Origin of the sequence: Acaryochloris sp. IP29b_bin.137 (assembly GCF_028285745.1) — a bacterium.
In the GTDB taxonomy this organism is placed as follows: domain Bacteria; phylum Cyanobacteriota; class Cyanobacteriia; order Thermosynechococcales; family Thermosynechococcaceae; genus Acaryochloris.
Genome location: NZ_JANQOP010000327.1, coordinates 1 through 4,115, shown reverse-complemented (window position 1 = coordinate 4,115; position 4,115 = coordinate 1). Strand labels below are relative to the sequence as shown.

General features: G+C 44.3%; 5 protein-coding genes. 3 read left to right on the top strand and 2 right to left on the bottom strand.

The genetic code is table 11. The annotated features are described in order from the left end of the window. Window positions 1-168: 168 nt before the first annotated feature. Entirely contained in the window at window positions 169-864 is a 696-nt protein-coding gene (locus tag Q0991_RS22390; RefSeq protein WP_299492773.1) for a response regulator transcription factor, read from the top strand. A 253-nt stretch (window positions 865-1,117) separates the two neighbouring features. Here Q0991_RS22390 and Q0991_RS22385 read toward each other — a convergent pair whose 3' ends face one another. Both Q0991_RS22385 and Q0991_RS22380 read right to left on the bottom strand, forming a co-directional pair. Then, window positions 1,118-1,561 carry a Spy/CpxP family protein refolding chaperone gene (locus Q0991_RS22385; RefSeq protein ID WP_299492771.1) on the bottom strand — a complete coding sequence of 148 codons (444 nt, stop codon included), beginning with the start codon at window positions 1,559-1,561 and terminating at the stop codon, window positions 1,118-1,120. Between the two features lie 415 nt (window positions 1,562-1,976). After that, window positions 1,977-3,023 (bottom strand): tyrosine-type recombinase/integrase, encoded by a 1,047-nt coding sequence (locus tag Q0991_RS22380; RefSeq protein WP_299492769.1) that lies wholly within the window; start codon window positions 3,021-3,023, stop codon window positions 1,977-1,979. A gap of 192 nt (window positions 3,024-3,215) precedes the next feature. Between Q0991_RS22380 and Q0991_RS22375 the strand changes: the two genes are divergently transcribed. Next, complete coding sequence (locus Q0991_RS22375) at window positions 3,216-3,518, top strand: type II toxin-antitoxin system prevent-host-death family antitoxin (protein ID WP_299492767.1); 303 nt, start codon at window positions 3,216-3,218, stop codon at window positions 3,516-3,518. Further along, window positions 3,505-3,810: a Txe/YoeB family addiction module toxin gene (locus Q0991_RS22370; protein WP_299492765.1), complete on the top strand. Its 306-nt coding sequence runs from the start codon at window positions 3,505-3,507 to the stop codon at window positions 3,808-3,810. The genes Q0991_RS22375 and Q0991_RS22370 overlap by 14 nt, the downstream gene beginning before the upstream one ends. Window positions 3,811-4,115 lie beyond the last annotated feature (305 nt).

Genomic DNA, 4,115 nt, shown 5'->3' with positions numbered 1-4,115 from the left:
AGATGGTATTGCATAGATCCAAATCGACTCGCGAAGCGCGTTTAAAAGTATGAAGACAAAACCCAAAAAAGTTGGCCTATCTAATTGACATCTGAGACTTTAGCTTGGTTAGTCAGCCAGGTTCAGGATGTCTGGTGACGGTTCAAGTTCCGTTAGTGATAGATCAGCATGATTCGGTTATTAATAGTTGATGATCAAACAATTGTTAGACAAGGTCTTAAGGTCTTACTAGACAGTCAGCCAGATTTTCAAGTTGTGGGTGAAGCCACGACAGGTGTCGAAGCATTGGAGCAAGTTGAAGCCTTATTCCCTGATGTTGTTCTGATGGATATCAGGATGCCTGAAATGGATGGAGTTGCTGCAACTCAACAAATCTGTCAGCTTTTCCCGGAAACAAAAATCTTGGTGCTTTCAACCTTTAATGACGATGAGTACGTTGCTCGGTCTATGCAGTTTGGGGCAAAAGGTTATCTGCTCAAAGATTCTCATATTGATGAGCTTTCTCAGTCCATTCGCTCGATTAAACAAGGATTTACACAACTTGGCCCTGGATTATTCCAAAAAGCCATCACTTCTATGAATGCTGCTCCTCTTCAACCGTTAACACCAAGACAAGAATGCCCTAATGAAATTCCTTCACAACTAATGGCATTGACACCCCGAGAACGGGAAGTGCTCTGCAGGATAATTGCGGGTGATACCAACCGTGAAATTGCAGAATCTTTGTATATCTCAGAGAGAACTGTGAAAAATCATGTCGCCAGTATTTTGAGCCGTTTGAATCTTCGAGATCGTGTTCAAGCGGCATTATTCGCAAGTCCATTTCTTCTAAAGTTACAAGCTCCTAATTCTCAAGCTTCCTGATGTATCTGCATCTATCAGGGCTTGAACAGTACAAACAATCGTTGTTGGGATTTCTATTCGCAAGTCGGAAAAACAAAAAGTTTTAGAATTCCTTTCATTGGTGAAGTTATTCCCAGAGCGACTTCAAAAAAGTCTGTTGAGCCCCAGTAGCAAGATAGAGAATTCTCGCGTCTTTAGGCTAGGGAATATGGCAATGTCTAGGAGATTGAACAGCGATTACCCCTTATGATGCATTACCTTAGCCTAAACGCCGTCATACCTTAATATTCTCCTGGCATAGCACTACGTAAGATCTAGATTTACTAAACTGTTTTAGCTTCTGCCTTTGACTTGGTGTCAGAATCTGTTCCATTTCTTGCTTCTGGCCTTGAACAATCTTTCTCAATTTCAACATTTGATTGAAAGATAAACCCAGTGATGGCATTATTTGTTTAAAATTCTGCCCGCTTTCAATGGACTGCTGAAATTTCTGTTGTTGAGAAGACGTTAGTACTTTCATAATCTGTCCATGGGTTTCCTGCTGAATCCTATGGAACTGCTTTTGCTGAGCAGGGGTGAGGTCGAGATTGTCTAGTCTTTGAGGAATTGCTTGGGCTTGTGCGTGTTGATAATTAACTCGTCCTGCTCGGACTGTAGAAGCTTCAGCAGCAAAGATAACTATCAAGACTGCCGGTAAAATATATCGATTGATATGCATCGAACATTAACTCCTGAATGTTTTCCTTGGATCGTTTGAACTCAGATCATGATGATTCTGTGCTTGGAAAGTTAATCCTGATACCAATTTCGTGTTTATGTCCAAGTGACGTATTTGCAGTACTTTAACAGCTCAATACAGGCCATCTTGTTGGGTAATTGGTATTAGCAAGAACCTCCAAACTTGGAGTGATAAAGCTCATCCTATAGAGTCTTCTTAAAGTTCATATCGATCTAAGATCCCAATTATTTCAATATGAAGGTCCCATATCCTAGATAGTTAACCAACATAGTCTGATAGACGACAATTGTCTCAGGTTCAGTATTCATCAAGGGATGAACACAATTAAGCTAGGGATATTACGGTCCTAGGACCGTCTTACTGTGTCTAAATAGACCTAGTGTCTTCAGGACAATTACTTTGACGATGCACTAGAATTCTTCTTCCAAGAGATCGTCTCTGCCAACTTCGCAGACGCCTTCTTCTGAAGCTGCTTGCGATTGTCATCATAGAATTTGAGTGTATTGAGATTGGCATGCCGGGAATATGCCTGTGCCCCACGTAAGTCCCCACCCGTCATTTCTAAATAAGTCGTTGTGCCACTGTGGCGGACCTTATGAGGCCCAAAGTTCTCACTTACCCCCGCCTTCTTTGCTAGAGCCCGGACAATCCGATATACTGACGTCCCCGACAACCTCGACCCCCAATTCGCCCGATCCAAAGAGATAAATAACGGCTCCGTAAGGCCATAAACCTCTCTTTGTTCCAGCCACTCTGAAATGGCTCGTACCCCACTTTCCGTCAAATCAATCCACTCCCTTTCATTCCTTCCTTTCCCTAAAATCGACAACCGTTTCAGCTCCGAGTCAAAATGACGGACATCACAGCCCACCAGCTCAGATCTTCGCAATCCCGCTTCCCACAACAGCGTCAACATGGCGAAATTCCGAGCCCCAGCCAGGGAAAACCGATTGATGAATACCATCATCAGTCGAAATTGAGAGGCTGTAATCCCTCTGGTATCTCGATAGGGTTTCACTGTCAATCCATCTACTTCCGCCAAAGTCCAATCACACATCTCCAATCGTCTAGCCATCCTCACCATGGACTTCACCGCTGACAACCGCCGATTGATGGTATTCGCTTGTAACCCTCGCTGCATCATGCATTCTCGATATCGGGCAGCTAATTCCAATGCTTTCAGTCGGCCAATCCCCACAAAGGATTGACTCAGCCGTGACAATTCCCCCTTCACTTGAGTTTTAATCTCACTCTTCCGCTTGCGACCCTCGATCGCATAGACTGATTCACCTTGGGTCACGAATAAAAAGAAGTCCACCAGATCCTTGGTATACCCTTCCCGCGTGGAGGGCTTTGTCTTTTCCATCAATACTGCTCGGAGCAAATCGACATCGACTGCCGATTCATCAATCTCTAAGCGAATTAACCCTGATTCTTCCATTGTGATCGCATCTTACTCAATGTCTTTCAATCACCCGCTTCCCTTAAAGCACAGAGAGACAGGCTTGTGCTCCCTACTCCAACTACCTTAGATCCTGGGTCACCAGCGTCCTATTGAAGGTCTGAGCCATGACCGCCAAGATCTAAATCCCAGATCTGCTAAACTTAACTTGTACGCAACTATTGTACAACTATGCTGAGCAAATCTCATTCGGCCTCTCATGTGCGCCAAAATTTCTTTAAGGTTTTGGATGAAGTCACTCAAGATCGCAATGTCGTCCTCATCGAAAGAAGAGATGCCCCAGACGTTGCCATTATCTCCGCCGATGAGCTAACCAGCATGATGGAAAGCTTGTATTTGCTGAGATCACCCCAAAATGCCCAAAGACTTTTTGATGGATTGGCATGGTCACAAACCCAAGATCAGCATCCCCCTGGAGAAAAAGCAGCCGAACAAGCTATCACCCAGTTGAGAGAAGAGATTGAGCAAGCGTAAATCCAAGATATCGGATCAGCCCCTCACCGTCTTTCGGCGATACGCCAATCTATCGCCCCAATTTCGCGAAGATCTCAAAGCCCTCGCTCAAACTGAACCTAAACTTTACGATCGGGCCTGGGTAATCATTGACAATACCCTCGAAGATCCCTTTAAGGGCATTGGTAAGCCTGAGCCCTTGAAGCATATTGGTAGCGATATGTGGTCTCGCCGCTTGTCTCAAGAACATCGAATCGTCTATGTGGTAAGGGATAAACGCATTGACTTTATACAAGCGAAATATCATTACTAATTAATCAACTATTTTAAGTGACTAATTCTGCCCATTTTAGTGTACGTCAATGGCGATTTCCGTACACTAGAGTCTAAATCTCATTATTTGGACTTTGACTAAACTTTGACTAATAAGCATGGTACTCTAAAGGGGTGTTAGCCGAAAGAGAGCAAATCCTTGGCTGAAACCCATCCCCTACCTATGGTTTAAAACGATGGCCCGGGCGATCGCAGAAAAATGCCGTCGATGTTCTAAGCTACCCGTGGAAGAAGCGAAGTCAAAAGAGTGCTGGGTGGGCCAACGTTGCCATGTCCGCCGTTCCT

Coding starts and splice junctions, on each gene's coding strand:
- Q0991_RS22390 (WP_299492773.1), top strand. CDS start 169: ATGATTCGGTTATTAATAGTTGATGATCAAACAATTGTTAGACAAGGT.
- Q0991_RS22385 (WP_299492771.1), bottom strand. CDS start 1,561: ATGCATATCAATCGATATATTTTACCGGCAGTCTTGATAGTTATCTTT.
- Q0991_RS22380 (WP_299492769.1), bottom strand. CDS start 3,023: ATGGAAGAATCAGGGTTAATTCGCTTAGAGATTGATGAATCGGCAGTC.
- Q0991_RS22375 (WP_299492767.1), top strand. CDS start 3,216: ATGCTGAGCAAATCTCATTCGGCCTCTCATGTGCGCCAAAATTTCTTT.